This is a genomic window from Streptomyces sp. NPDC088746, from assembly GCF_044751065.1.
In the GTDB taxonomy this organism is placed as follows: domain Bacteria; phylum Actinomycetota; class Actinomycetes; order Streptomycetales; family Streptomycetaceae; genus Streptomyces.
On sequence record NZ_JBIVLA010000003.1, the window covers coordinates 102,071 to 128,685 of the forward strand.

The 26,615-nt window shown below is 69.7% G+C and carries 21 protein-coding genes and 4 pseudogenes; 13 read left to right on the forward strand and 12 right to left on the reverse strand.

Annotated features, from left to right (window positions below; all coding sequences use genetic code 11):
• Positions 1-113: 113 nt before the first annotated feature.
• Together ACIP63_RS14935 and istB are read left to right on the forward strand one after the other, a co-directional pair.
• Complete coding sequence (locus ACIP63_RS14935) at positions 114-401, forward strand: hypothetical protein (RefSeq protein WP_401515382.1); 288 nt, start codon at positions 114-116, stop codon at positions 399-401.
• A pseudogene (gene istB, locus ACIP63_RS14940) lies at positions 398-1,195 on the forward strand (IS21-like element helper ATPase IstB). The gene ACIP63_RS14935 and the pseudogene istB overlap by 4 nt, the downstream one beginning before the upstream one ends.
• Before the next feature lie 55 nt (positions 1,196-1,250).
• On the opposite strand, the gene ACIP63_RS14945 reads toward istB, so the two are convergent.
• The 4 genes and pseudogenes from ACIP63_RS14945 to ACIP63_RS14960 all read right to left on the reverse strand — a co-directional run bounded on the left by ACIP63_RS14945 (position 1,251) and on the right by ACIP63_RS14960 (position 5,765).
• On the reverse strand, positions 1,251-2,048 hold the full coding sequence (locus ACIP63_RS14945) for an inositol monophosphatase family protein (RefSeq protein ID WP_401515384.1): 798 nt from the start codon (positions 2,046-2,048) through the stop codon (positions 1,251-1,253).
• An 825-nt stretch (positions 2,049-2,873) separates the two neighbouring features.
• Positions 2,874-3,112, reverse strand: a pseudogene (locus ACIP63_RS14950) (IS5/IS1182 family transposase); the annotation flags it as partial.
• A 209-nt stretch (positions 3,113-3,321) separates the two neighbouring features.
• Positions 3,322-5,274, reverse strand: coding sequence for an ATP-binding cassette domain-containing protein (locus ACIP63_RS14955; protein WP_401515387.1), 1,953 nt, complete (start codon positions 5,272-5,274; stop codon positions 3,322-3,324).
• On the reverse strand, positions 5,271-5,765 hold the full coding sequence (locus ACIP63_RS14960; RefSeq protein ID WP_401515390.1) for a hypothetical protein: 495 nt from the start codon (positions 5,763-5,765) through the stop codon (positions 5,271-5,273). Before ACIP63_RS14960 ends, ACIP63_RS14955 begins: the two co-directional genes overlap by 4 nt.
• A gap of 1,295 nt (positions 5,766-7,060) precedes the next feature.
• Here ACIP63_RS14960 and ACIP63_RS14965 point away from each other — a divergent pair.
• A complete protein-coding gene (locus tag ACIP63_RS14965; protein ID WP_401515393.1) occupies positions 7,061-9,649 on the forward strand; it encodes a glycoside hydrolase family 9 protein in 2,589 nt (862 codons plus the stop codon).
• A 433-nt stretch (positions 9,650-10,082) separates the two neighbouring features.
• A complete protein-coding gene (locus tag ACIP63_RS14970) occupies positions 10,083-10,298 on the forward strand; it encodes a DUF6243 family protein (protein ID WP_401515396.1) in 216 nt (71 codons plus the stop codon).
• A gap of 101 nt (positions 10,299-10,399) precedes the next feature.
• Here ACIP63_RS14970 and ACIP63_RS14975 read toward each other — a convergent pair whose 3' ends face one another.
• Positions 10,400-10,525: a hypothetical protein gene (locus ACIP63_RS14975; protein WP_401515399.1), complete on the reverse strand. Its 126-nt coding sequence runs from the start codon at positions 10,523-10,525 to the stop codon at positions 10,400-10,402.
• 25 nt (positions 10,526-10,550) lie between these two features.
• Here ACIP63_RS14975 and ACIP63_RS14980 point away from each other — a divergent pair.
• The 3 genes and pseudogenes from ACIP63_RS14980 to ACIP63_RS14990 form a co-directional block, all read left to right on the forward strand.
• Positions 10,551-11,166, forward strand: a pseudogene (locus ACIP63_RS14980) (hypothetical protein); the annotation flags it as partial.
• A gap of 11 nt (positions 11,167-11,177) precedes the next feature.
• Positions 11,178-11,621: a hypothetical protein gene (locus tag ACIP63_RS14985; RefSeq protein WP_401516951.1), complete on the forward strand. Its 444-nt coding sequence runs from the start codon at positions 11,178-11,180 to the stop codon at positions 11,619-11,621.
• A gap of 410 nt (positions 11,622-12,031) precedes the next feature.
• On the forward strand, positions 12,032-13,402 hold the full coding sequence (locus tag ACIP63_RS14990) for a cytochrome P450 (RefSeq protein WP_401515402.1): 1,371 nt from the start codon (positions 12,032-12,034) through the stop codon (positions 13,400-13,402).
• A gap of 163 nt (positions 13,403-13,565) precedes the next feature.
• Here the strand turns inward: ACIP63_RS14990 and ACIP63_RS14995 are convergent, their stop codons facing one another.
• The 4 genes and pseudogenes from ACIP63_RS14995 to ACIP63_RS15010 all read right to left on the reverse strand — a co-directional run bounded on the left by ACIP63_RS14995 (position 13,566) and on the right by ACIP63_RS15010 (position 18,327).
• Positions 13,566-15,692, reverse strand: a complete 2,127-nt coding sequence (locus tag ACIP63_RS14995) for an acetate--CoA ligase family protein (protein WP_401515404.1) — start codon at positions 15,690-15,692, stop codon at positions 13,566-13,568.
• On the reverse strand, positions 15,689-16,057 hold the full coding sequence (locus ACIP63_RS15000) for a Zn-ribbon domain-containing OB-fold protein (RefSeq protein WP_401515407.1): 369 nt from the start codon (positions 16,055-16,057) through the stop codon (positions 15,689-15,691). Before ACIP63_RS15000 ends, ACIP63_RS14995 begins: the two co-directional genes overlap by 4 nt.
• A gap of 5 nt (positions 16,058-16,062) precedes the next feature.
• Positions 16,063-16,530 (reverse strand): annotated as a pseudogene (locus tag ACIP63_RS15005) (thiolase C-terminal domain-containing protein).
• Positions 16,531-17,154: 624 nt separating this feature from the next.
• Positions 17,155-18,327, reverse strand: a complete 1,173-nt coding sequence (locus tag ACIP63_RS15010; RefSeq protein ID WP_401515410.1) for an acyl-CoA dehydrogenase family protein — start codon at positions 18,325-18,327, stop codon at positions 17,155-17,157.
• A 281-nt stretch (positions 18,328-18,608) separates the two neighbouring features.
• On the opposite strand from ACIP63_RS15010, the gene ACIP63_RS15015 reads away from it, so the two are divergent.
• The 3 genes from ACIP63_RS15015 (at position 18,609) to ACIP63_RS15025 (ending at position 21,953) form a co-directional block, all read left to right on the forward strand.
• Complete coding sequence (locus ACIP63_RS15015) at positions 18,609-19,247, forward strand: TetR/AcrR family transcriptional regulator (RefSeq protein ID WP_401515412.1); 639 nt, start codon at positions 18,609-18,611, stop codon at positions 19,245-19,247.
• 30 nt (positions 19,248-19,277) lie between these two features.
• On the forward strand, positions 19,278-20,069 hold the full coding sequence (locus tag ACIP63_RS15020) for a thioesterase family protein (RefSeq protein WP_401515415.1): 792 nt from the start codon (positions 19,278-19,280) through the stop codon (positions 20,067-20,069).
• A gap of 588 nt (positions 20,070-20,657) precedes the next feature.
• Positions 20,658-21,953, forward strand: coding sequence for an SGNH/GDSL hydrolase family protein (locus ACIP63_RS15025; protein WP_401515418.1), 1,296 nt, complete (start codon positions 20,658-20,660; stop codon positions 21,951-21,953).
• Between the two features lie 23 nt (positions 21,954-21,976).
• Here ACIP63_RS15025 and ACIP63_RS15030 read toward each other — a convergent pair whose 3' ends face one another.
• Positions 21,977-22,393 (reverse strand): SRPBCC family protein, encoded by a 417-nt coding sequence (locus tag ACIP63_RS15030; RefSeq protein WP_401515421.1) that lies wholly within the window; start codon positions 22,391-22,393, stop codon positions 21,977-21,979.
• Between the two features lie 45 nt (positions 22,394-22,438).
• Positions 22,439-23,449: an aldo/keto reductase gene (locus ACIP63_RS15035; protein WP_401515424.1), complete on the reverse strand. Its 1,011-nt coding sequence runs from the start codon at positions 23,447-23,449 to the stop codon at positions 22,439-22,441.
• A gap of 150 nt (positions 23,450-23,599) precedes the next feature.
• Here ACIP63_RS15035 and ACIP63_RS15040 point away from each other — a divergent pair, with 150 nt between their 5' ends.
• The 3 genes from ACIP63_RS15040 to ACIP63_RS15050 all read left to right on the forward strand — a co-directional run bounded on the left by ACIP63_RS15040 (position 23,600) and on the right by ACIP63_RS15050 (position 25,881).
• Positions 23,600-24,511, forward strand: a complete 912-nt coding sequence (locus tag ACIP63_RS15040) for a LysR substrate-binding domain-containing protein (RefSeq protein ID WP_401515426.1) — start codon at positions 23,600-23,602, stop codon at positions 24,509-24,511.
• A 90-nt stretch (positions 24,512-24,601) separates the two neighbouring features.
• Complete coding sequence (locus ACIP63_RS15045) at positions 24,602-24,916, forward strand: nuclear transport factor 2 family protein (RefSeq protein ID WP_401515429.1); 315 nt, start codon at positions 24,602-24,604, stop codon at positions 24,914-24,916.
• 365 nt (positions 24,917-25,281) lie between these two features.
• Positions 25,282-25,881 carry a YdcF family protein gene (locus ACIP63_RS15050; protein WP_401515432.1) on the forward strand — a complete coding sequence of 200 codons (600 nt, stop codon included), beginning with the start codon at positions 25,282-25,284 and terminating at the stop codon, positions 25,879-25,881.
• A 92-nt stretch (positions 25,882-25,973) separates the two neighbouring features.
• Here the strand turns inward: ACIP63_RS15050 and ACIP63_RS15055 are convergent, their stop codons facing one another.
• Positions 25,974-26,588, reverse strand: a complete 615-nt coding sequence (locus tag ACIP63_RS15055; RefSeq protein ID WP_401515434.1) for a chorismate mutase — start codon at positions 26,586-26,588, stop codon at positions 25,974-25,976.
• Positions 26,589-26,615 lie beyond the last annotated feature (27 nt).

A 26,615-nucleotide genomic window follows, 5' to 3' on the forward strand; every position in this document is an offset into this window, starting at 1 on the left:
CCCCTCCGGGCCAGCCACCCCCGCCCACGGTGCCTGGGAGGACGCCCACCGCCTCATCGAGCTCGTGGTTCTCCCTACCAGGGCTGCTACGGGCCCGCCCCGGGCGGCGGCGTGTGATCGGCGGGATCGCGGCCGCACTCAAGGCCGGCGCGCTGACCGCGGACGCCGTCGCACTGGAGGCCCGCAAAGCCGTCGACACCGACACGGCCGCGCCCGCCCCGTCCCAGGAGCGGACTACGCGCCCGGTGGCGGGCGGGGCGACGGTGACGTCGCTGACCGCGCGCCGGCTGGCCGCACTGCCGCCCGACCCCAGGCCGCTGCCGCCGGTCGCCGCCTACGACGACCTCCTGCGGCTGCGCCGCCCGCACGCCGGATCATCCGCCCAACAGGGGGAATCATGACCGCAAAGCGCAACCGGGTACTGACCGAGGAGGCCGCGGACGCGGCCGTGGACCAGGCATGCCGGATGCTCCGACTGCCCACCATCCGGGCCCAGTACCCAGAGCTCGCTTCGGTCACCGCACCGGACCAGATCACCTCCGCGGGTTTCTGGCCGAGCTGCTGATGTCGGAGTGCGACGACCGGGCCCGGCGCCGCTCCGAACGGCGCATCAAGGCGGCCGGGTTCCCGCGTGACAAGTCGCTGAGGTCGTTTGATTTCGGGGCGAATCCGGCCACCGACCCGGCCGCGATCGACACCCTGACCTCCTGCCACTGGGTCAAGAAGAGCATGCCGCTGTGCCTGACCGGCGACTCGGGAACCGGGAAATCACACCTGCTGATCGCGGCTCGGCATCGAGGCCGCGATGCACGGCTACCGGGTCAAATACGTCCTCGCGACCAAACTCGTCAACGAACTCGTCGAAGCCGCCAACGAGAACCTCCTCGCCAAGACGATCGCCCGCTGCTTACGGCCGCGTCCACCTTCTCTGCATCGACGAGCTCGGCTATACGGAACTGGACCGACGCGGAGCCGAACTCCTCTTCCAAGTTTTAACCGAGCGCGAGGAGAAGAGCTCTGTGGCCATAGCCTCCAACGAATCGTTTGGAGGATGGACCAAGACCTTCACCGACCCGAAGCTCCGCGCAGCCATCGTGGACCGGCTCACGTTCGGCGGCACATCATCGAGACCGGCACCGACTCCTACCGGCTGGCCGTCACCCGGGCCCGCACGGAAGCAGCAGCGGCGAGTTGACCTGACACCCCCACCCAGCCACGGCCGACGCGAGGGCTGCTTTCCAGGTGCAGTTCTAGCTTCGGCTGCCGATCATCGACATCAGCTGCTCATGGGTTTCGGCGTCGGCGGCCACGACAAGTCCGTGGCCTGCCTGCCCGATCGGGGCGCCGTCGATCCCGGTGACTACACAGCCGGCGGCCTGGCACAGAGCGATGCCGGCGGCGAAATGCACGCTCGCGGAGAGGTCGCCGCCATCGGTGACATACGCGGCGCGCTTGCCAGCTGCGACCCAAGCCAACGCCAGCGTCGTGGACACGACTCGTGGCCGGAACCGCTCGACGAACCCGGGGTTGGCCAGCAAGCCCACGGCCCGGAAGCCGGGGGCGCTCGGGAACGGCGGATCCAGGTTGACGTCCACCAGCTGGGTGGCGGACGTGGGAGACAGCTGTACATCGGCCCCATCGTGCCGCGCCCAGGCGGTCTCGCCGTCAGTGAAGAAGACCTCGCCACTGAACGGGTCGGCCACTGTCGCCGCACCGTTGCGCAGCGCCACGTTGACGGCCACCAGCATGTTGCCGACGGCGTAGTTCAGTGTGCCGCACAAGGGATCCACCAACCACTGGCGCACAGCCTCGGCGGCACCCTGCTGCCCGCCTTCCTCCCCGAGGACCGCATCATGGGGTCGAGCGGAACGGATGACACCGAGGATCGCCTTCTCGGCCTCGACATCGGCGGCGGTGGCGAAGTCCCCGGCGCCCTTATCGATGCGGGTGAGCCGCTGGCCGTACATGTTGCGCACCACATCTGCGCCGGCACGTGCCGCAGCTATCGCAACCCCGGCATCGTCAAGGCCCGCGTATGAGTTGATCATGTCGTGCAGAATACCTGCGGAGCCACTTCTCACATTCAGATCTTGCTCCTGGCGGCCCTGAGCGGAGTCAGAACTGACCTACGGCTGGAGTCAGTTGCCACTGACGCAGCCAGGCAGCAGGCCAGCATGCGCAGGCACATCGTTCCAGACGCCCGAACCAGCACCCATAGGCTCGGAATTCCTCGCCGACTCACGGGGCGCCGGAGGCCTCGCCGCGCCACAGGGTGAGCCTGGCACGGGGCGGCCTCGTCACCGATGCCCCCGAACTGTTCGGCCCACAGCGCGGCGGCCTGCTGTTCCTCGACGCGCTTGGCGGCGAGCCACTCCTCCTTGCCGGCACTGTCGGCGTCGCGGGCAGCTTCCCAGCAGTCGGTTCTTACTTGCACTTCACCTGAGCGAGTGTGATCGCAAGTAGTGGGCCGGTTCGTCGTACGTATCGAGCCATGCGTCCAGTTGCGTGCGAATTGCGAATGAGGGTGTCGAGTCGCTGCCATGCCGGGGAGGAGGTGCTGACCGTGCCCTGGATGAGGGTGGGTATCTCGGATGCTGCATCCATCTGAGGCAGTTCGTCGGATACAAAGAATCCCCAGCGGGCCAGGTCCTCCAGATGGTACGGACCTCGGCGGGCAGCGGTGCCCGGCTGCGAGCTGGCGCAGGCGCCCCTGCGCTACCCTCAGGCCACGGATCCGGGCGGTGAGGTCCTGGTCGATCTTGCTCAACGCCCGCTGGAGCTTCTCGTCGGTTGCTGGTCTCAGGTCCAGGATTCGTGCCAGGGGGACGCTGGCCTCGGTGGGGATGCGAATCTAGGTCTGCTCAGGTCCGGAGCTATAGCCGAATCACGGCGGCGGTGACAGTGCCATGGAAGACGTAGGCGCGTTTGTCGTAACTGGTGGCGACGGCCCGGTGGTTCTTGAGCCGGTTGATCATCCGTTCGGCTTCGTTGCGGCGCTTGTAGATCTTTGAGTCGAAGCCGCTGGGCCGACCGCCGTCGCTGCCACGGCGTTTGCGGTTGGCCCGCTGGTCCTTCGGTCGGGAATCGTGTGCTTGATCTGACGCCTTCGTCGGAAGCTCTTGCTTGCGTGTGCTTGGTGGTCTTCGGCTCAGGAGCAGGCGAGCCCGGCGACGAACGTCCGTCGGCCTGCCGGTTGTTGGCGGGGCATGTGCTGTGGCCTGACTTGACTCTGTCGGCGATCTTGAAGCTCCTGGCGAGGCGGGTCAGGGGCGTGGGGTGGGGCCGCGCTCACGCGGCCCCACCTGCGAGGCGAGGGGACGGTCAGCGGTCCTGGGCGAGGGCGTACAGCTCGCCCAGGAGACTTCCCTCGGTCGAGACGAGGGAGTCGAAGGTGCCCTCCTCGCGGATGCGACCGCGGTCGAGGACGACGACGCGGTCGGCCATCCTCACGTTGTCCAGGCGGTGCGTGACGACCACAGTGATACGGTCCGGAGCCATCTCGCGGAGCTTGCGGAAGATCAGGTGCTCGCCTCGGGCGTCCATCTCGCTGGTCGGTTCGTCCAGGACGAGCACAGCCGGCTCGCGGTACATCGCTCGCGCGCAGGCCAAGCGCTGCCACTGACCACCGGACAGTTCGTGCCCGCCCCACACCGAGCGGGCCAGCAGGGTGTCCAACTGATCCGGGAGCCCCTGGAGGGCCTCTGTCATGCCGACGCGGTCCGCGGCGTCCCAGATGCGTGCGTCGGTGTGTTCGCGGGGTTGGCCGAGGGTGATGTTCTCCCGGGCGCGCAGCGGCCAGTGGCCATTCTTCTGAGGGACGAGGCCGACGTGCCTCCAGGTGGATTCCGCGTCGGCGGTGGCGAGGTCGGTCTCGTCCCACCGGACGGTTCCGCCGGTCGGCAGGGTCAGGCCTGTGAGCAGGCGGATCAGGGTCGACTTTCCTGCCCCGTTCTCGCCGACCAGGGCGACGACCTCGCCGCGGTTGAGAGTGAGGGTGACCGGGTGCAGGGCGGGAGTCTCCTTGTTGGGGTAGGTGTACCCGGCCGCGTCCAGCGTGATTTGCTGCGGAGCCTCGGCATGGGCGGTGCCGCGGGCGGAAGTCATGGAGCGGACTTCGTCGACAAAGGTGTAGTAGTCGCTGAGGTAGAGGCCGTGGTGGAACATCACCGCGCCGTACCGCACGATCGCGTTGAGGGCACGCCCGGCTGTCTGCGAGGCGACGATGGCCGTGCCGGCGATCGCCGTGGACATGGCTCCCGAGAGGGCGAGCGCGGCCAGCGCGGCCCACATGCCGAGCGTGAACAGGCCTCCGAGGGATGCGGCGAGGAGGGTCACGAGCAGGTACGGGCGCGCTCCCTCGAGTTCACGTCCTTCGACCCGGTCGCACATGGCCCTGTACCAGGAGTGCATGTAGGGGCGCATGGTGTTGGCGCGTAGTTCGTCGGCGAGTTCGGAGGTGGTGAGCCACCAGCGCATCATGCCGCGCACATTGCGGGCGGAGACGGTGCGGTCGTGGACGCGGTAGTCGATCCGTGCGGCGATCACCCCGCCCAGGCCTCTCGGGACGACCGACAGCAGCAGCACGCCCAGGAGCAGGGGGTGCAGCGAGGTGAGGACGGTCGCGGCAGAGACCAGCTGAACGAAGCCGTTGGTGAGCGTCTTGGCGTCGTCCGCGAGGTCGACCGCGCGCAGGGCGCCGATCTCCGCGGCCTGGCTGCGGTCGGTGAACCCTTCCGTGTCGTAGGCGGACAGTTCGGCTTTCATGTGGAGGTCGACCAGGGTGAGGTCGGCGGCGGAGGCGATCTTCGGGTTCAGCCGGCGGGTGGCCCAGTCCGCGAGGATCCACATTCCGGCACCGAGGGCCATCGCGACGACGGCGACGGTCAGCGCCGGCCAGGCTTGCCCGAGCCCGGTGCCGGCGTCGGAGGTGGCGAGGTGGGGCAACGCCTTGGAGACCGCGGTGAGCATGACGGCCGTGCCGAGGCCGGACAGCAACTGGCACACGAGGATCGTGATCGTCATACGCCGGTCGACGGACCAGGCCAGCCGCGCCGACTGGGCGAGCGCCATCGGGATGCGGCGGGCCATCTCCCACAAGGTGGCATCGTCCATGGCCCGGCGGTGCTTGCGCCCGTTGTAGTCGAGCTCGGGGGGAGCGGAGGGCTGCGGAGCCGCTGAGCGTGCGGCGGGCACGGCCGTCCTGCCCTCCGCCGTGGACAGGGGCTGCGGCGCGGCGGCCGCCGGGCGTCGGCCGGGGATGCGGGGCCGGTTCATACGAACACCCCCGTCATCAGCCGGTCCGGCCTGTCGGCCCACGCCCCGCAGGCCGAAGCGATGAAAACCTGGACGCCGGGCGCGAGCCGGGAGCGTTCGACATCGATCCGCGCTGCGCCCCTCACCCGGAGCAGGTTCCTCGGCCGGGCGTCGCCGTGGATGAACCCGAGTGGCAGCGTTCCCGCCATGAGCGATTCGGCCGCCGGGTCCCGTACGAGTGTGCGCTCCCCCGAAGTCAGCCGATCACCTGCCTCGTGCGGGCGCCTGGCCGCACCTTGTGCGGGGGCGCGCAGCGCCTCGTCTGCCTCGGCGCGCCGGCAGCCGGGCACCGCGTTCGTCAGCGGCGCCAGGTGCTCGGCGCCGGACGCGCGCAGCCGAGGTGCCCGGCAGGCCCCCGGAGCGGACGCGGGCGCCGCGTGCCGCAGTGCAAGCGTCTCCCTCTCGTACATCCGCGGTTGCGGGGAGAGGTCCAGGTGCTTCGTGTCGCTCATGCCCCCCACCTCGGTGAGGGTCGTGAGGCGGATGCGAACGGGGCACGGCGCGCGTCAGCCGGGCGCTGGAACGCTTCGGTCCTGATGCGCTGAGCCGAAGAATTTTCGAACGCGGGGTGGTCGGCGGGCAGAGGAACCACGGGATTCACGGACTTCTCCTTGGTAGGGGGCCGGGTGGAGCACCCCGAACAACGTTGCTGATCACGGGGCCGATACGGGACAGTCAGGGCGACCTGTCGAGCACAGATTCGAGGAGAGGTGCAGGGGGCAAGTGCGGTCGGTCCCCGGTTCGTTCGATTCACTCGTCAAGGGGACGGCGATGGGCTCGCAACCCGAGCGGGGGATTGCACGAGGACGTCGAAAGCACCGGTCTCCTCGGTGAGGGGTGGATGGAACTACGGATGGAACCTTCGGCCACACCACTGACAATCCGACGGGTACATACCGAGATCCGGACAATCCGAGCGGCGCTTTGGCGGTGGGCCGGGAACCGCGACTCAACCCGTCGGCCTGTGACGGAACCGGGGGAAAGGATTCGCTGCCCGCTCGGCGAATCCCCGTGGTTGAGCGGGCGGCTGAATGGCTTGATCTGTCCGCATCGTGGTGCCGCCCCAAGGGCCGTTCGGCGGATCACGGCGTCGTAGCCTCACGTCACGCACGCACTCTGACCGAACACGCCCGTGTCTCTACGGAGATGAGTGCCGACCTCACCGGAGTGTGGACCGGAGCACCGGGAGCATCAATTCGTCGAGGAGCTGACGTTCGCCCACGCAGGATCGATCCGGGCCCGGCACCTGGACAGCCGGTACGCACTGCAAGAGACCGTCGTCGACGCCCTCGGGGACGCGACCGACCCTGAGGCCGCGTTCCGCGCGCGGGCGGGCGACCGGCGCATGCCTGGCCGCGATGCACACGGTATTGACGCGCTGGGTCGATGACAACGGGCGGACAAGACGGCCCGACCTGATCGCGCGGGCCCCTCGCCGCGTCGTTCGGCCACGACGCCATCGCCACCGGCCGTACGAGGTGAGGCGGCCGACGACCGCCAGCGGGGCGCGCCCGATGCGGCCCGCCGCTTCCACCTCGACGCCGCCTCTCACAACCTGGAGCTGTCATGACCCTGGCGGAACGTACGATCCACCCCCACAATGCGAATGGGAGCGCTCCCATATGCCGGGGTGCCGCTCCCCCGCGCCCACCGCCTCCGTCGACGAAAGGCCTTCCCGGTGAATGCCTCACCACTCTCCGCACGGCCCGTGCGCGTCCGCCCCCGGCACGGGAGACGCGTGTTCGGGATGTCAGCCGCCGCCTTACTGTTCGCGGCGGCGCTGGCGCTGCCCGGCACGTCCGGTGCCCTCGCAGCCGAACCCGGCCCCGAACAGATCACCAACGGCGGCTTCGACGCCGGTACCGCCCCCTGGTGGTGGACGGCGAACGCGCCGGCGGCCGTATCGGACGGCCGGCTGTGCGCGGAGGTGCCCGCCGGCACGGCCAACGCCTGGGACGTCATCATCGGCCAGAACGATGTCCCGATCGTCGCGGGCGAGAGCTACGAGCTTTCCTACACGGCCAGTTCGACCGCCCCCCTGACCGTCCAGACCCGGGTCCAGGAGGCGGCGGAGCCGTACACCACGGCGCTCGCCACCGCTGACCCCGTGGGTACGGACGTCACACAGGTGACTCGTACGTTCACGGCCTCGGTGGACCTGCCGGCCGCCTCGGTGCAGCTGCAGATCGGCGGCGGTGAGCGGGCGACGGACTTCTGTCTGGACGACGTATCGCTGCGGGGCGGGGCCGAACCGCCCGTGTACGTGCCGGACACCGGCTCGCCCGTGCGCGTCAACCAGGTCGGATACCTGCCCCACGGCCCCAAGAGCGGCACGGTGGTCACCGACGCCGACACGCCGCTCACATGGACGGTGAAGGCCGGGGACGGCTCGACAGCCGCCACCGGTACGACCGTTCCGCAGGGAGAGGACCCCAGCTCACGCCAGCGGGTCCACACCTTCGAATTCGACGGCCTCACTACCCCGGGCGACGGCTACACCGTGGAGGTCGACGGTGAGGTGAGCGAGGCGTTCTCGATCCGTGGTGACCTGTACGACGGACTGCGCTCCGACGCGCTGGCGTACTTCTACCACAACCGCAGTGGCACCCCGATCGAGGCGGACCTCGTCGGTGAGGAGTACGCGCGCCCGGCCGGCCACATCGGAGTCGCGCCCAACAAGGGCGACACGGACGTCCCCTGCCGGACGGGGGAATGTGACTACCGGCTGGACGTGTCGGGTGGCTGGTACGACGCGGGCGACCACGGCAAGTACGTCGTCAACGGCGGCATCTCGGTGGCCCAGCTGATGTCCACGTACGAGCGCACCCTGACCGCACCGAACGCCGAGTCGGCAGAGCTCGGCGACGGTGAGCTGCGGGTGCCGGAACGCGGCAACGGGGTGCCGGACATCCTGGACGAGGCGCGCTGGGAGATGGACTTCCTGATCAAGATGCAGGTCCCGGCCGGTGAGCCGCTGGCGGGGATGGCGCACCACAAGATGCATGACGCCGAGTGGACCGGGCTGCCCATGAAGCCGCATCTCGATCCCCAGCAGCGTGAGCTGCATCCGCCCTCGACGGCGGCCACGCTGAACCTCGCCGCCTCGGCCGCCCAGTGCGCCCGGCTCTACGCCCCCTTCGACGAGGACTTCGCGGACCGCTGCCTGCGGGCCGCGGAGGGCGCGTGGACCGCGGCGGAAAAGCACCCCGACGTGCTCGCCGACCCGAACGACGGCATCGGCGGCGGCGCGTACAGCGACAACGACGTCTCGGACGAGTTCTACTGGGCGGCCGCAGAGCTGTTCACCACGACGGGCAAGGACACCTACCGCCAGGCGGTGCTCTCCTCCGACCTGCACGGCGACACGGACGCGGTCTTCCCGGCCGGCGGCGGCATCTCGTGGGGATCCACCGGCGGACTGGGCGTGCTCACCCTGGCCACCGTGCCGAACGGTCTGACGTCGGCGCAGCTCGGCGAGGTCCGCTCGGTGGTCACCGCGGCCGCCGACCGCTACGCCGAGCAGTCCCGCGCGCAGGTGTACGGGCTTCCGTACGCCCCCAACGGCGAGGACTACGTCTGGGGCTCCAACAGTCAGGTCCTGAACAACATGACCGTCCTGGCCACGGCCCACGACCTGACCGGTGACGCCGTCTACCAGGACGCCGTGCTGCGGGGCGCCGACTACCTGCTCGGACGCAACCCCCTCAACCAGTCGTACGTGACGGGCTACGGCGAGCGGGACTCCCGGAACCAGCACCACCGTTTCTGGGCGCATCAGAACGACCCCGCTCTGCCGCACCCCGCACCCGGTTCCGTCGCGGGCGGGCCCAACCTGACCGCGGGAGCGTCCGGCGATCCGGTGGCGGCGGAGAAGCTGAGCGGCTGCGCCCCGGCCATGTGCTACATCGACGACATCGGCTCCTGGGCGACCAACGAGATCACCATCAACTGGAACGCGCCGCTGGCCTTCATCGCCTCCTACCTGGACGACGCGGGCGACGGCCAGGCCGACCTGGCCCGTACCTGCAAGGTCGCGTACTCCTCACACCCGTGGAACAGCGGCTCGACGGTGACGGTCCGCGTCGAGAACACCGGCTCGGAACCGGTCTCGCCGTGGTCGCTGACGTGGCTGTTCCCCGGCGAGCAGCGCCTGAGCCACACATGGAGCGCGGAGTTCGACCAGTCCGGCCGGACCGTCAGCGCCAGGCCGCTCCCGTGGAACCGGGCCCTGGCCCCGGGCGCGTCGGTCGACTTCGGCTTCAACACCTCGGCCGCGGGCCCGGCGCCGGATCCGGGGTCGTTCAAGTTGAACGGCCGGGCCTGCACGTCGGGCTGACCTCGCCACTGGTGCGTACGAGCCCGGGTGTGGCAGCCCTTCGCGGGATGCCGCCCCCGGGCGTGCATCGGGCGCGGTCCTGCTGTGCGGCGGCTCAGGTGCGGGCGGGTACGCCTTGGGCGCGGAGATCCCGCCGACGTGGTGCGCCGACACGGTCGGGCCTGCTCGAGCGGCGATCGTGCTGGGGCCTGAGGCGATGGTTACGGCAGGGAACGGGTGAGACGCGCGCTCGCCGAAGACCCGACCGGCGTCGGGGCACCGCGGGGTTGGTGTGCGGCGTCGCCGGAACCGGGTAACGTATTTGTCATGTTCTTCCAGACGACGATTTACGAGTGAGCGCGTGATGAGCCCCTGCTGACGTCCTTCGACGTCGCCGCCCGTCCCTCACCGATGAATCCGTAGATCACTTCACATCATTATCCGGGAGAACCCCATGACCGTGAGCAAGAACATCAACAACCCCGTGGGCATGGGCGGCGGCCAGCGCAAGAGGCTGTCGCGCGCCGAACGGCAGAACAACGGTCCGCACCGCAACCTCGACCGCCAGGGTGCGGCCGACCAGAAGGCCGAGCTGGTACGCAAGATGCGCGAGAGGGCAGGAGCGGCCGAGGGCGCCGGGCAGGCGGACGACGACCCCGCACAGAGCTGACGCACCACCGCCGCAGGGGGCGGCGCCGCACAGCAGCAGGGCCCGGACCGCGACGCGCGGCCGAGCCCTGCTGCCGCCGTCGACGGTGGCGCTACCGTGCCTCACGTCCTCGATGGCAGCCTCCAGATCTCGTCGATCGCGTCTCCGGTCAGCACCGCCCGGGGGTCGCCCTGTCCTCGCAGCCGGCCGTCCTGGAGCAGCAGGAGATGGCCCGCCGATCTGGCCACCTCGGGGTCGTGGGTCGCCTGGACTGTGATGGTCTCGACCGCGACCGGTTTCCGGGTGCTGGACGCGGCAGGGCGCCAGCTCACCGAGGTCGAGTTCGAAGGCAGCAAGCCGGGCCACGTCGTCCGGCACGCGGGCAGGACCATCCTCTTCGCCGATGGCACCGGTGTGGTCACCGTCTTCGATCCCGAGGACCTGGGCGGGACGAAGCCGAAGGCCGGGACGTACACCTCCGCCGCCCCGCACCACGGTGTCGCCATCCAGCTGGCCGACGGCAAGCTGGTGACCACGCTCGGTACGGAGGAGAAGCGCGTCGGCATCGCCGTGTTGGACAAGGACCGCAAGGAGATCACCCGCAGCGAGGAGCCCCGGTGGCCATGGGGAAGCGGCCGCGCAGGGCGAGGCGGTCGTCATCGGCTGCGAGGATGGTGTCCTGGTCTACAAGGACGGCGCCATCAAGAAGGTGAAGAGCCCCGCGGAGTACGGCCGGATCGGCAACCAGGCCGGGTCCGACGAGTCGCCCGTGGCCCTCGGCGACTACAAGACGGACAAGGACGCCGAGCTGGAACGGCCTGAGCAGGTGTCCCTCATCGACACCGGGACGGGCAGGATGCGGCTCGTCGACATCGGTACGAGCTACAGCGCGGCCGAATCGTGGTCGCCGGTAGATTCGGCTGCCCTCTCACCCCGGCCGACACCGAGCGTCTGGCTTGTCTCCTCGATGGCCAGCCCCCGGAATCGAGGGGGCTCAGCACGCTCGGCGGTTACGGCATCGTGGCTGCCCGGAAGCTGGGTGATGCGATCGCGCGCTACGACAAGCTCAGGTTGGTGCTCGAGGAAGTGCCGTCCTCCAGGATCGTCGGCCTTCTCGAACTCGGTCTCGCCCTCGCTCTCGCCGGCATCGCGCGCTACAGGGACGCCGCCATCGATCTCACGGAGCTCATCAGGGACGTCGCGCGGCGGCTCGGCAGGACGGGGATCATCCTGTGCGGAGACGTCCTCGCCGACAACGCTCGCGCCATCCGGTATTACGAGAAGTACGGCTTCCCGCCGGTCGGTTCCTTGTCGGCGCGGACGGTTCGCTGTCCCTCGACATGATGCTGGACCTCCGCCGGATGCCGTGAGCCGGCCCGGCCGTCCGTCTCCGGGTGCGTCAGCCGGGTCAGGTCAGTCCTGATCCGATGGCGGTGCTCCGCTCGGTCGCTGTCGTGCCTTCAAGAGTCCCAGGACGGGTTCGTAGCGCCTGGACCCACGGGTGGAACCGTGGGTGGAGTTCAGCCGCTACCGGAGTCCACCCCACCGGCCGGTGAACGCGAGACACCCGGAGCGCCGGCCCGGTCCCGACATCCATCCCCGCTCGTGCGGCGGCCACCGGGGACTGTCCCTCGTCGGCACGCGCCAAACGTCCTTCTCCGTGGCGCATACCACGTCGCCGGGTGGATTGCCCCGAGGATCGATCAGGGAAGCCATATGACGCCCAAGATCAGCTCGAAAGGTGGCATGCTTTCGTGACGCTCGTAGCGCCTCCCCCCATACCCAGAGCAGCTGGCTCGGTCCCGCTGCTGGGTCACGCGGTACAGCTCGTACGCGACAACCTCGGCTTCATCGCCTCACTCCGTGCCCGTTACGGCCCGCTGGTCGAGATCACTCTCCAGCCCGGTACCCGCACTCTGATCGTCCAGGACCCCGATCTCATCCGCACCATGCTGACCGACCTCGGCCCCGGTCTCGACAAGGGACGTTTCTTCGAGAAGATGGGTCAGCTGCTGGGCGACTCCGTCGTCACCGCCGCCGGCCAGGAGCACGTCCGTAAGCGACGCCAGCTCCAACCCGCCTTCGCCCGGCCTGAGATCGCCCGGTACGTCGACATCATGCGGGGCGCGACGACCACCGCTGTCGACTCGTGGGCCCCCGGCCGTCAGCTCGACGTCCGCGAGGCCATGGTCGAGCTCTCCCTCGAGATGCTCGCCAAGACCGTCTTCGCCGACAGCCTGGACGACGCGACCTTCCGTCAGTTGCGCAAGGACCTCTCGGTGGTCATGAACGGTGTCGGGGCGCGCGTCATGCTGCCCGACTGGGTGGAGAAACTCCCCCTGCCCTTCAACCGCCGGTTCACGGCAGCCCGGGACGCGGTTCGGGCCACCATCGACCGCGCCGTGGCCGAACTCCAGGAATCGGGGCAGGAAACCGGTGACATGCTGTCCCTGCTGCTCCGCACCACGGACGAGGAGACCGGCCTCCCGCTGACCGGGCACCAGATCAGCTCGGAGATCCTCACTCTGGCCGTGGCGGGCACCGAGACCACCGCCTCGGTTCTGGCCTGGGCGCTCTACGAGATCGCCCGGGACGCCGATGTCGAACGAAGGGTTCTGGACGAGCTCGACACGGTTCTCGACGGCCGGCCCATCGCGTTCGAGGATCTCCCCCGGCTGCCCTACCTCGGCCGCGTCATCCAGGAGACGCTGCGGTTGCACCACACCGGATGGCTCGTCACCCGTCGCACCGTCACCCGGACACAGCTGGGACCGTGGTCCGTGCCCGCCGGCACCGAACTCGCTTACTGCCAGCACGCCTTGCACCGCGACCCCGCGCTTTTCCCCGACCCGCTCACCTTCGATCCGGACCGCTGGCTGGATGAAGCGCAGGCCGAGGCTTTCACGCCGGGGGCGTTCCTCCCCTTCGGTGCCGGCAAGCACAAGTGCATCGGAGACCGGTTCGCCCTCACCGAGCTGGTCACAGCCATCGCGACGATCATCAGGCGAGTGCGGTTCGATCTCCCGCCTGGCCGGGCGGTCCGGCCCGTGGCCCGGGCAACCGTGCGGCCCAGCACTCTGCTGATGACCGCGCAGCCGCGATCCGGCTCCACCGAGCGGGACTGACGACGCCGCCGGCCTTCCGGGTCGGGCCGGGTCCGGGAACTTTCCGGACCCGGCCGCGCCGGTCGCCTGCGGGCTGGGAGTACGGCGCTCACCATGTCACTCGTCACCGGTGCCCTCCCGGCAGGGCTGCGCGGCGGCCTTCGGGTGGCGCCGCGAGGGTGGTTCAGTTCCAGGTGATCAGTGCGTCCAGTGCCTCGACCTCGCTCCCCCGGACGAGGAGCGGGTTGACCTCCAGCGATTCCAGCCGCGGGCCGAGGCTTCCGGCGAGCTGCCCGATCCGGGCGACCACGTCGGCGACCTTGTCGAGGTCTGCGGGCTCCGTCCCGCGTGCCCCTTCGAGCAGCCGGGCGCCACGGAGTTCGCCCAGGGCCCGGCGGATGCCGGCGGCGTCCACCGGCAGCAGCCGCAGCACCGAGTCGCGCAGTACCTCGACCCAGATCCCGCCGAGAGCGACGGCCATGGTCAGTCCCCAGGCCGGATCGCGGACCACACCGACGAGCAGTTCCACTCCGCCTCTGCGCTGCGGCTGCACGAGCGTGCCGGCGCTGGTCAGTCCGCGGTCGCGCAGGGCGGCGCACACTTCACCGTGAGCGGCTCGCACGGCCTCCGGTCCGTTCAGTCCGAGCCGCACCCCGCCGATGTCGCTCTTGTGCCCGAGGCCCTCGGCGGCGGCTTTCAGCACCACCGGGTACCCGAATGCGGCAGCCGCCTCGACCGCCTCGTCCTCGGTGGCGGCAAGGGCGGAGGGGACGACCGGGACACCGTTGTCCGTGAGCAGCCGGGACGCCCGGTGCTCCGTCCAGAGCCCTGTGGTCTCACCCCGTACGACGGGTGGCACACCCTTGCCGGCCGGAGCGGCCTCGTCGGTCCCGCCCAGGGCGCGGGACCAGCGGACGGCCGCGCCGATCGCGGTCATGGCGTGCTCGATCCCGCCCACCACATACGGGAACCCCGTCTCCCGCTGGACCTGACGGCCCACCTCCGTGATGTCGGTGAGCACGTTGCCCGCGACGATCACCGGCCGTCGCGCGTCGCGGATGCGCTGCGCGGTCGCGGCGAAGTGCTGGAGCGTCAGGTCCGGGTCGGCGGGTGGCAGCCGCGGCAGGTCGGTGAGGAGCATGACCGCGTCGACGCCCGGATCGTCGGCCACCACCTCCAGGGCCCGGCTGAGGAGCGTGCGGTCCACGACCACATAGCCGGTGACGTCCAGCGGATTCTGGACGGTGGCGAAGTCCGGCAGGATCTCCTTCAGCCGTGCCACCGTCTCCGGGGCGAACGGGGGCAGTTCCAGTCCTTCCTGCTCGGCACGGTCGGCTATGACCTCGCAGGCCCCGCCGGAAGGGGTCACCACGGCGATCCGTGGTCCCCGTACCGGACCGGTGTGGGCCAGCAGCCCTGCCGTGATGATCAGGTCCTCCAGGGAGCGGACGCGTACCACCCCCAGTTTCCGGAACGCCGCGTCGACGACCGCGTCGTCCCCGACGAGGGCTCCGGTGTGGGCTTGGGCGGTGTGCGAGGCGAGTGCACTGGATCCGATCTTGAGTGCCACGATCGGTTTGCCGGCCCGGGCGGCGCGGCGGGCGACGCGGACGAATTCCTCGGGGCGGCGTACGGACTCCAGGAACAGCGCGATCACCCGGGTGCCGGGGTCGTCCACGAGATAATCGATGACGTCGGTGACCGAGACTATCGTCTCGTTGCCCATCGAGGTGAGCAGGCTGAGGCCGACGTTGCGGGCCTGGGCGAAGGCGAGGATGGAGCTGGCCAGTGCCCCGCTCTGCAGCACCACGCCCACGGGGCCGCTGATCAGCGGTGGCGGGATCGGCAGGCCGTACGGGGTGGTTCCCTCGGTGGCGTTGATGTATCCGTTGCCGTTGGGGCCGAGCACGGTCAGCTGGTTCTCGCGTGCGAAGGCGAGGATCTCCTCCTCGAGACGTCTGCCCTCCGGTCCGGTCTCGCCGAAGCCCGCGGTGAGCACGACGTAGCTGCGTATCCCCAGACTCGCGCCCTCTCGCAGTACCGGCAGCACCGCGGGTGTCGGAACCATGACGTAGGCCATGTCGACCGCTTCACCGATGTCCGTGAGGCTGCGGTGGGCGCGCCGCCCGTGCACCACCTCCGTACGGGGATTGACGAGGTGGACCGGGCCGCGGAAGCCGTTGGTGCGCAGGTTCTCGAACGTGGACAGCGACCACCCGGATTTGTCCGTCGCACCCACCAGCGCGATGGAGCGGGGCGCGAAGAGGGCGTGCATCGCCTCGGTGCGGATCTGTGTCGTGGCCGAGCTCATGCGCTCTCCTTCACTCGGAAGCACGGCAGCGCGGGGGACTCCTCGCCGCCCAGCCGGGTGATTTCCAGCTCGACCCGGTCCCCGATCCGCACCGGAGCGCCCTCGTCGAGGTCGATGAGGGCGACGGTGTACGGCGGATCGCCGGGGGACGGGCTGAAGGTACGGTGCGCGACGGTGTACGAGTAGACGGTGCCCGTCCCCGGGGAGGTGACCCAGTCCAGCCGTTCGCCGAAGCAGTGCGGCCACAGGGCCCGGGGATAGAACACGGCGCGGTCGCAGTCCCCGCAGCGCTGGAGACGCAGTTCACCGGCTGCGATGCCGTCCCAGAACGGCTGCGTCTCCGCATCCGGCACAGGGTCCTCCACGGTGATCAACTCCTTCCGAGTACAACGGTGGACGTGGACGAGAGGGCCCCGCCGGTGCCGTGCACCAGGGCCAGCTGTGCCCCGTCGTCCTGTCGCGGCGGGTCGGAGGCGAAGTCGTGCCGCAGCTGCCGGGTCGCCTCGATGAGCAGGAAGATGCCGTACATGCCGGGGTGGGCGTAGGACAGTCCGCCGCCGTTCGTGTTCATCGGCATGCCTTAGATCTCCAGCAGGTCGAGATCGTCGTGGGTGACGCCGGCCGTCTTCATCGCGGCCGGGCCGGAGTGCGCGGCTCCGGTGACGGTCAGGTCGGGCATCTGGGCGATGGAGCTGTGCGTGGTCGTCTCGCCGTGCCCGAGCACCTCGACCGGGTGGGTGGCGACGTCGGGCCAGCGGTCCTCCGCGGCCACCACCACCGCGCCGCCGCCGTCGGTGACCAGGCAGCAGGCCAGCAGGTGCAGCGGATCGCTGATCATCGGGGAGCCGAGCACGTCGTCGACCGTGATCGGGTCGCGGTGCCAGGCGTCCGGATTGAGCGCTCCCCACTGCCGGGCGCTGACCACGATCTCGGCCAGGTGTTCGCCCGTGGCGCCGTACTGGTGGAAGTAGCGGTGGGCGGCGAGCGCGTAGGCGCCGACCGGTTGCGGCAGCCCGAAGGGCCGGTCGAACTGCTCGGTCGGTGTCACGGGCGGCGACCGGTTGCGGCAGCCCGAAGGGCCGGTAGAACTGCTCGGGCGGCCTGGGGGCGGTGCGGGAGCGGTTGTTGCGCTGGGTACTGCCGTAGGTGATCAGGGCGACGTCGATCAGTCCGGCCTCGATGGCCGCGGTCGCATGACCGAGGTGCGCCTCGAACGACGACCCCCCGATGTTGGTGCCGTCCAGGTACTCCGGTCGCAGTCCCAGGTATTCGGCCAGGGTCGGCGCCGGCGTCCATGACCAGTCCCCTGCCACGAAGAGCGCGTTCACGTCCTCGGGACGGAGCCCGGCCTCGGTCAGGGCCGCCTTGCTCGCCCTGGCCTGCTGGGAGAGCACGGTCAGGTGCGAGGTCCTGCCCACCTCCGACTCGGCCACACCGACGATCGCGGCGCGCCTGCCTCCGGTCATTCGCCGATCCCGCCCAGTCGCACGTGGCCCTTCAGAAGGTTGCGCGCGATGGTGCGGCGCTGGATCTCGTCGGTCCCCTCGAAGATCCGCAGGAGCCGCAGCTCGCGGTACCAGCGTTCGATCGGCAGTTCCTTGGTGTAGCCCATGCCGCCGTGGATCTGCAGGACGCGGTCCACCACCTGATTGGCCATCAGTGCTCCGTTGAGCTTGGCGATGGAGGAGGCGTGCCGGGCGTCCATGCCCTGCTGGACCCGCCAGGCGGCGTACAGAGTCAGCCACTTGGTGGATTCGATCTCGACCTGCGAGTCGGCTATCTGCCATTGGATCGCCTGGTAGTCGCCGATCGGGTGCCCCATCGAGTACCGGACCTTGGCGTAGTCCACGGCCATCTGCAGCATGCGCTCGGCGGAACCGATCGCCCGGGCCGGGATCATGTAGCGCCCCTGGCCGATCCAGCGCAGCGCGAGATGGAATACCTGGCCCACCTCGCCGAGTACGTTCTCGGCGGGCACGCGCACGTCGTCGAACACCAGTGCCGCAGGGCCCCACTGGCCCATCGTCGGGATCGGCTCGGACTTCCAGCCCATGTCCCGGTCGACGAGGAAGCACGTGACCCCGCCGTCCGCGCCCGCGTCCGGGTCGGTGACGGCGAACACCATCACGAAGTCGGCCTCGTTGCCGCCGGTGATGAACGTCTTCTCGCCGTTGATCACCCAGTCGCCGCCGTCACGGACGGCGCGGGTGCGGATGTTGCGTGCGTCCGAGCCGGCTCCCGGCTCGGTGATGGCGAAGCAGGAGCGGCGCTCGCCCTCGATGGTCGGGACGAGATAGCGCTGCTTCTGTTCGTCGTTCGCGCTGTAGAGGATGTTGTCCGCCGATCCGCCGAAGCTGAACGGGACGAACGTCCTTCCGGCCTCCATCGCGAGGATCGCGGACATGACGGCGCCCAGGTTCATCCCGCCGTACTCCTCGGGCGTGTTCATCCCCCAGAAGCCGGCCTTGCGGGCCTTGGCCCGGAGCTCGTCGAGCACATCGAGGGTGATCGCCGGGGCGCCCGCTCGTTCGTTGCGCAGTACGTCCTGTTCCAGTGGCATCACTTCTTTGGAGATGAAGGTGCGCACGGTGTCCCGGATCTGACGTTCCTCGATACTGAGTGAGAAATCGACCATCGAGAGGTGTCCTTTCCCGTTCGGGCGCACGAGACGAACAGCTGCGCCTTTTTAGAATCGAACTCTAGGAACCAGTTCAGACTGTGCCCGGCCCGAGCGGCGTGTCAAGACACCCGTCACCACCAAGAGGGTGCGGATGTACGGAGCTCAGACGGCATGCGGTGGCATTGAACGGATGCGCCGGGGAAACGTCACCGTCACGGCGGTGTGCCCAATTCTAAGATTGGATTCGGTACGGTGACCGTGTCGACGGCCGTCGACCGCACGCGAGGAGGGTCGTCATGGCGCGAAAGGCGGGAAGCGCCGCGTCCGGAGGAAACGCCTGGCAGTGGAGCCGCACGGCGGAGACGCGGCGTGTGCTGCTGAACGCCGCCCGGGAGGTGTTCTGCGAACAGGGCTTCGCCGAGGCGAGCGTCGCGTCGGTGGTGGAGCGTGCCGGCTCCAGCGTGGGCAGTCTGTACCACCACTTCGGAGGCAAGACCGAACTCTTCCTCGCCCTCTGGGAGGAGCACCAGGCCGCCCATGAACAGAACGCGGTGACCGCGGTCGCCGCGGCGCGGGCCAAGGCCGAGGGCCGGGACGAGGACGCGCTGGAGCTCTTCATCGCCGGGGCCCGCGCCTTCCTGGAGGGCTCCTGGGAACGCCGCGACCTGGCCCGGCTGTTCATGGACGGCGACGCTCCGCCGGGCTTCGAACTGGTCAGACGCACGCGCAGCCGGGAGTGGGTCCGGCAGAACGGGGTGCTGCTCGGCGCCGGCATCGATTCGGTCGAGCGGCTCACGGTCGCCGTGCTGACCACGATCATCGGCGAGGCGGGACGCGAGATCGCCACCAGTTCGTCGAAGCGCCAGGCCAACAAGATCACCGAAGCCGCGATCGTCCTGATCCGCCGGCTCGGCTCCACGAGCATCGACACCTGACCCGGTCAGGGCGACAGAGGGGAAGCACGCGTGGCAGGGACGGAGCAGGAGGAGGCGTTCTTCACGGGTGTGGGTGGCGAGTTGGTGCCCGCCACCCACGCGCGCGGCTGGTGGACGCCGGGCATGATGCACGGGCGGCTGCTCGGGGGCCTCGCCGCCAGGGCGCTGGAGGCGGAACACGCCGCGGAGGGGCTGCACTTCACCCGGCTGACCGTCGACCTGTTCCGCAACGCGCCGATGGCGCCCGTACAGGTCGAGACACAGCGTGTGCGCGATGGACGCCGGATCCGGGTCGCCGACGCGACCGTCCATGGTGCGAACGGTGTCGTCGCGCGCGCGAGCGCCGTCCTGCTGCGCCGCAGCGAGCAGCCGCCCGGGCGGGTCCCCGCGACGCCGCCCTGGGACGCTCCGCCCCCCGAACAGCTCTTCACCCCACGCGACGGGGCGTGGACGGCCTGGATGTTCGACGAGCACAACGAGTCGGCGAAGGGCGGCTGGCGCGGCGACGTCAAGCGCCGGGCATGGCTTCGGGAGGCGCGCGAACTCGTGGCGGGCGAGCCGCTGTCGCCGTTCGTACGGGCTGCACTAGCCGCGGACACCGCGAGTCCGCTCGTCCATGCGGGCGACGCGGGTCTCCAGTACATCAACGCCGACTACACCCTGTGCCTGAGCCGGCTGCCGCTGAGTGACGTCATAGGGCTGGAGTCCGGCGCCCACACGAGCGAGGAGGGCGTGGCCGTCGGGCATTGCACGCTGCACGACTCGGCGGGCCCGATCGGTTACTGCATGACCACCGCGGTCGCCAACCCGCAACGCGTCTGACCCTTGGCGCACGGAGCCGGGCGCCGCGCGGACTGTGACCCGTCCGCGGTCGAGCAGGACGGGCCCGTCCGCCCTGGTGGTGCGGACCCGTGAGGTCTCTCCGTCCTCCCCTACGGAGACGGTCAGTGGCTCGCCGGGGAACACCGGGTTGCTGAAGCGACCGGACATCGAGGCGAACCGGGACGGATGCCTTCGCCGCAAAGGCGGGATCACTGTGCAGGGAGTCACGGTCCCGGACATCCGGTAGATCAGCGCCTGTTCGGGTCTGGCCGGGTAGGTGGCCGTATGTCCGGCGCACGGTCAGGTTCCGGCCGATTGGACTGCGGGCCCCGCCCGCCTGAGCATGTCCGTCCGTAACTCCGGCCCGCCCATGCCGAGTTACGCAGCCGACCAATGCTGGAACCGCCTTCTAAAAAGAGTCTCCGCGTGGCGGATCACGGCCAACCCTTCATGACAGGGCCGCAGTCGTCGGTCGACACAGGGCGGACGACAGCGAGACCAGCAAACGGGTCTGCGGCTCCATTAGCCTCGACAATCTGCTACGGTTCCCCTGAACTTAACGGAACCCGTTTCCCATTAGGAGCCGTCATGAGCACCGCATACGTACGCCGTGTCGCCGCACCCCTCTTCGCCGGAGCCCTCACCTTCGGCATCCTGGCCGCCCCGGCCGAGGCGGCGCCCGTCGCCTGGGCCGCCGCCTGGGGCGCTTCCCCCCAGCTGCCCAGCACCGGCTTCACGCCCAACTGGTCCCAGGAGGGCTTCTCCCATCAGTCCGTACGCCAGATCGTCCGTGTCACCAAGGGCGGCAGCCTGGCCAGGATCCGGCTCTCCAACGCCTACGGGACCTCGCCCCTGCACATCACGGGGGCGGTGATCGCACGCACCACCCGGGGCGCGGGGGTCGAGAAGGGGTCCGTCCGCCACCTCACCTTCAACGGCGACCGTTCGACGTGGATACCGGCGCGCGGGGAGCTCCGTAGCGACGCGGCCGAACTGGACCTGAAGAGCCTGGAGTCGGTGACCGTCACTCTCTATTTCGCGGGGACCACGGGCCCTGCCACCTTCCACTCCCAGGGCTGGGCCGACACCTACCGGGCCGAAGGGGACCACCGGGCCGACACGACGGGCACCGCGTACACCGGTACGACCCAGTCCTGGTACTACCTCTCCGGTATCGAGGTGGGCGGCGCGGCGAACGCGCTCCCCTCAGGAGCAGCCCGGAAGTACGCCCGAGGTGCGGGCGACGGGGGCGGCGTCGCGGTGTTCGGTGACTCCATCACCGACGGCTTCGGCTCCACGCCCAACACCGACCGGCGCTACTCCGACGCCCTCGCCGAGCTGACGGGGCGGCCCGTCGTCAACCAGGGCATCGGCGGCAACCTGGTGCTCAACGACTCCGCCTGGTTCGGTGAGCGCTCCACCGCCCGCTTCAGGCGTGACGTCCTGGACCAGCCGGGCATCTCCACGGTCGTCATCCTCGAAGGGGTCAACGACATCGGCTTCAGCGAAGCCGCCAAGGGGCCGAATCCGCCCGCCACCTACAAGCCCGCCCCCGTGGTGTCGTCCCGCCAGCTCATCAGCGCCTACCGCACCCTGATCGACGCCGCGCACGACAGGGGACTCGACGTCGTCGGGGCGACCCTGCTGCCGTTCAAGGGCTCGGACCACTGGGGCCCGCACGCGGCGCGGGTCAGCAACGAGGTCAACGACTGGATCCGGCACTCGGGCGAGTTCGACGCGTACGTCGATTTCGACCGGGCGCTCGCCGCCCCCTCGGACCCGGACCGCCTCGACGCCGCCTACGCCTACAAGGACGCCCTGCACCCCAACGACGCCGGGTACCGGAAGATGGCGAACGAGGTGGCCAATGTCCTGGAGAGGTGACACCGAGTGGCCGCAGGCAGAGGTCAGGCGGCGAGAGTCCTCCGGAGCGCTGCGAGTCCGTCCGAGTAGATGCCGTGGAACAGGGCGACCGCCTCGTCGTCGCCGATACCGACCGGTGTGAACGTGCCGCTCCACTCGACACGGGAGAAGCCGGAGTCGAGGTCCTCGTGCACCGTGATGGTCGAGAGGTAACCGGTCACCGGGAACGGCGCCTGGAGTATCGAGTAGCTGTAGGTGCGGCCCTTTTCGTCGAAGGCCTCGAGACGCTCGACGATCAGGCCTCCCTCCTCGTTCGTGAGGCTACGGATCCTGCCGCCTTCGCCGAGCTCGCTCTTCGGGATGTACGGCAGCCAGTCGGGCAGGGTGTCGAATCCGCCGATGAGCTGCCAGACACGGTCGGGCGACACGGGAATGTGAATCGATGCTGTGGTCGTGGCCATGAGAGTTTCTCCTTGAGCGGTAGGTCGGCGTGCGGAGGCCGGAGGTCAGACGGTGGGTACGGGTGCGTCGGGAGCGATCAACTGCTCCTCGCGCAGCGCCGTCCAGAACCCCGCGGGGATCCGCTCCTCCAGTGCGGCGACGTCCTCAGCGATACGGCTGGGCCTGGTGGCGCCGGGAACAGCGGCGGCGGTGGCCGGGTGGGCCAGGGAGAACTGCAGGGCAGCAGCCTTGACACCGACGCCGTACCGCTGCGCGAGGGCCTTGATGCGCTCCACCCTGCTGATGATCCCGGCGGGCGCCTCCTTGTACTCGAAGTGCGTCCCGCCGGCCAGGATCCCCGAGCTGTAAGGACCGCCGACGATGATGTCGACGTTCCGCTCGGCAGCCGCGGGCAGCAGACGCTGCAGAGCCCGGCCGTGATCCAGAAGGGTGTAGCGGCCGGCCAGGAGGAAGGCGTCCGGGGTGGGCTCGTCGAGATCGAGGGTGAGCTCGAGCGGCTCCACCCGGTTCACGCCCAGACCCCAGGCCTTGATGACGCCCTCGGCGCGCAGCTTCTCCAGCGTGCGGAAGGCGCCCGTGCGGGCGGTCTCGTACTGGGCGAGCCATGCGTCACCGTAGAAGTCCTGCGCGATGTCGTGCACCCAGACGATGTCGAGGCGGTCGGTCTTCAGCCGGTCGAGACTGTCCTCGATGGAACGCATCGTGGCGTCCGCCGTGTAGTCGTTGACCATCTTGTTGGGCCGGCCGTGCTCGAACAGGCCTCCCTTCTCGCCGAGTTCACGGGTGGCGGGGTCCTCCGGCTCGTCCAGGACGACGCGGCCCACCTTGGTGCTGAGGACGTATGCCTCGCGCGGGTGGGCGGCCAGCACCTCGCCCAGCCGGATCTCGGCGAGGCCCGCACCGTAGAACGGAGCGGTATCGAAGTAGCGGATGCCGTGGTCCCAGGCGGCTTCGACGGTGGCGGCGGCCTCCGCGTCGGGGATGGCGCGGAACATGTTGCCCAGCGGGGCGGTGCCGAAGCCGAGCGGTCCGGGCAGAAGGGGCGAGACAGCCATGAGGTGATTCCTTACGGGGAGGGGTGGCGGGGGGTGACATCGATTCGTCCGGAATGCGAGGTCCACCGGTTGGACGTCTTCGAGGCTACGATCGATACTTGAGACTGTCCAAGACTCGCTTGGACTGAGTTGAGTCCCCCGAGGTCTTATATGCTTGACCTGCGACAACTTCGCTATTTCATCGCCGTGGCCGAGGCGGAACACGTCGGCCGCGCCGCCGAGCACCTGCACATCTCGCAATCACCCCTCAGCCGGCAGATCGCCCAGCTGGAGAAGAACCTGGGCCTGACCCTCTTCGAGCGCACACAGCAGCGCATCCGCCTGACCGCCGACGGACGCGTCTTCCTCACCGAGGCGCGCGCACTGCTACGGCACGCCGACCGGCTGGAGAACCTCGGCCGCCGTCTGGGACGCGGCGAGGAAGGGGGCCTCTGCATCGGGTACGTCTCCGACGCCATGCACACCGGCGTGCTCCCCGCAGCGCTGCGCACCCTGCAGCAGGAGCGCCCGGGCATCCACGTCGCCCTCTACAGCCTGACGCCGGAGGAACAGTTCGTAGGTCTGCGGCAGCGCAGCCTGGACATCGCGCTGGTGCAGCAACCCCCCGCGGAGGACGATCCCGACCTGCTGGCCGCCCCGCTGCTCGAGGACCCGCTGCTCCTGGCCCTGCCGGCGAACCACGCTCTCGCAGATCGGCGGGACATCACGGCACACGACCTGGACGGCCTGCCCTGGGTCGCCGTCAGTACGTCCCACGAGCCCGCCGCCCGGGACGCCTTCGTGGCCGCCTGCGTGGCATCGGGCTTCACACCCGACATCCGCCTGGACGCACCGGACCCCCTGACCGCCCTGGGACTCGTCGCCTCCGGCCTGGGACTCGCGCTCATCCAGAAGAGCATGATCCATGGCACCACCGAAGGCGTCGAAGTCCGTGAACTGCCGTGGCACCAGGCATCCGTGTACCTGTGGGCGGCCTGGCACCGAACCGACCTGCGACCCGTGGTCGCCTCGTTCCGCGCGACGGTCCTCACCCACCGCACCACGCCGCCGCCGGCACCGTGACACGCCGGCGGCGGAACTCACGGCCGCCCGCCTCGTTGAACCCCCGGGCTCGGCCGAGCCCGCAGGGCGGCGTCGTACAGCAACGGAGACATGATGAGCAATGAGCTGGATCCCGCGGTGGCGAAGTTCATCGACGCGGTGAACGCCGGTGACCGCGAAGCTCTCTTCGCGGTACTCACCGACGATGCGACGATGAGTGACGACGGCAGCGAACGTGACATCGCGGACTGGACCGACAAGGAGATGTTCAGCAGCAACGGCCGGATGAAGGTCGAGTCGGTCAAGGACAACGGGCGCACACTGGTGGCCGACTTCACCAATGACACCTGGGGCACCATGCGAACGGCCTGGCGATTCACCCTGGCCGGCGGGAGGATCAGCCACTTCGACACCGGGCAGGCCTGACCCCGGTCGACCGCCGGGACCTGCCCGGCCGGGCGTGCGACGATCGTTATGACCGACGGCCGAGGCATCCGACTCGTCCATGAGCGCGACGATTCCCCGCTCGCGCGGCGCCGCAACGAGTTGAGCGTCGCCCGGCCGCGCGCGCGGGTGGACCACCGCCGCCGGCGTTGGAGCCGCCTCCTCCCCCGCCTCCGGGCCCCACCCCGTCACCGGTCGGTGTCCGGCGGCCGAGTGGTCCTCCGTCGGGGCCTCCGCCGCCTCCTTCCGCCGCGGCGCACCAGTCCATGATCCGCTCGAGAGCGCGTCACTCATGGCGTGGCTGGTGTCTTCCCTGTGTGGTGACCGGTGTGTCCTAGGGTCGTGGTATGCGACGAAGAACGGGGCTGGCGGTAGCGGGGGCGGCAGCCGTGGCCTGGGGCGAGTGGGTGAACTGGCGCTGGTCCCGGGCCCTCGTGGGGAACAGCACTGGCACTACCGAAGCCGTGGTCGTGCTGGGTTACCGGAACCGCCGGGCGACGGCGAACTTCATCAACCGCTGGCGAGTCCGTGCTGGGATCCGCTCCATCGCGGCCGACCCCGGGATCGGCACTCGCGTGATCTTCAGCGGTGGCGCGACCAGCGGTGGCGCCACGGAGGCCCGGTTGATGGCTGACTACGCGGCAGCGGTGCTCGACTTCGACGGCACAGTCCTGCTCGAAGACCGAAGCTGGACGACATGGGAGAACATCACGAACGTGATCCCGCTGCTCGAGGACGTCGACCGCATCAAGATCGTCTCTCAGCCGGCTCACGCGCTCAAGGCCCGCGCCTACTTGTGGCGGCAGCGCCCTGATCTCGCCGCGAAGCTCGTGCGCGCGGATGACTACCGCCCCGGCGAGTGGGTGATCGGCAAACTGCCGTTGGCTCTGTACGGACTTCGGGCACTTCGCGGCCTCAGAGCCGACGAACGGAAGCCCGCTCCGTAGAAGGCCCATGTCGCGTCGGCCCGTCCGGAGTCGGACGCGGTTGCCTGTGGGCGGGCTTGCCGGCGGACGCGAAGGACCGGGGCGCCTGGGTGCTACGAGGCCCCGGCCGACGCCCCGGCGCAGACTGAACGCAGAGCCAGGGCCAGAGCCGTCGACCGGACGCGTTCGAGGCGCCGGTCGTGCCGGACCCGCACCGTGGCGGCGGTCAGGGTGGCGCGGCAGGAAGGAGCCGCCCGTGGTCCTGCCGATACGGCGATCCCACGGACCAGGGCAAGGTTCAGGCGGTTGATCTTCTCACGCACCTCGGACAGGTCCGGGGTCTCTCCCGGCGCGTCCGCCGGGTTCGCGTTCCAGCGGCTGTGCAGAGCTCGCTGCACCTGCTTGTTCGCTTCGATCTGGTCCCGGAAGATCTGCACGGTCGCCACCGGATCTGCTCGTACTTCGCGTGCCTGGCGCGCCGCCGCGTCGAGGACCCGCTGCTCGCGGGCGGGATCGTCGACGGGGCCGCCCGTCCCCCACTTGGCCGCGGCTACCAGTTCGGCCGTGCCGAGGCGCTGGGCCGACAGGTCGGCGAGTGAGTGGAGCTCGCCGTACGAACCGCGGCCGGCCGTGGGGGCGGGAACGGCGGCTGAGGCCGAGCCGGTCCAGAGGACGGCCATGACGGCACCGGCGGTCAATGTGCGCCATGGGGACGCGGTCGCTCGCATGGGTCGATCGTACGGTTTTGCGTCCCT